The sequence below is a fragment of the Gordonia sp. DT218 genome (assembly GCF_049847105.1).
Taxonomy (GTDB): domain Bacteria; phylum Actinomycetota; class Actinomycetes; order Mycobacteriales; family Mycobacteriaceae; genus Gordonia.
Genome location: NZ_JBNCNS010000022.1, coordinates 1 through 249, shown reverse-complemented (window position 1 = coordinate 249; position 249 = coordinate 1). Strand labels below are relative to the sequence as shown.

General features: G+C 51.4%; 1 protein-coding gene. It reads right to left on the bottom strand.

The window, feature by feature from the left end:
• Window positions 1–56 precede the first annotated feature (56 nt).
• The coding region (locus tag ACPXCG_RS23980; RefSeq protein ID WP_425794896.1) for a hypothetical protein at window positions 57–249 on the bottom strand (193 nt) is incomplete at its 5' end.

Here is a 249-nt window from a genome sequence, read left to right as displayed (position 1 = left end):
GTATTGGCAGGAGTCAGCACCAACCCCAACGGCCGGCGAGCCGAGGTTCAGCTACTTCACTCCCGCAGCTGTCTCTTATACACATCTCGCAGGGGATAGTCAGATGACGCTGCCGACGAGCTGACGTTGGTGTAGATCTCGGTGGTCGCCGTATCATTAAAAAAAAATTTTTTTAAAGCAGAAAACGGCAAAAAGATAAAACCTGAATTTGAGGGGGGGGGGGGCGGGGTTTTAAAATAAACGGGGGGG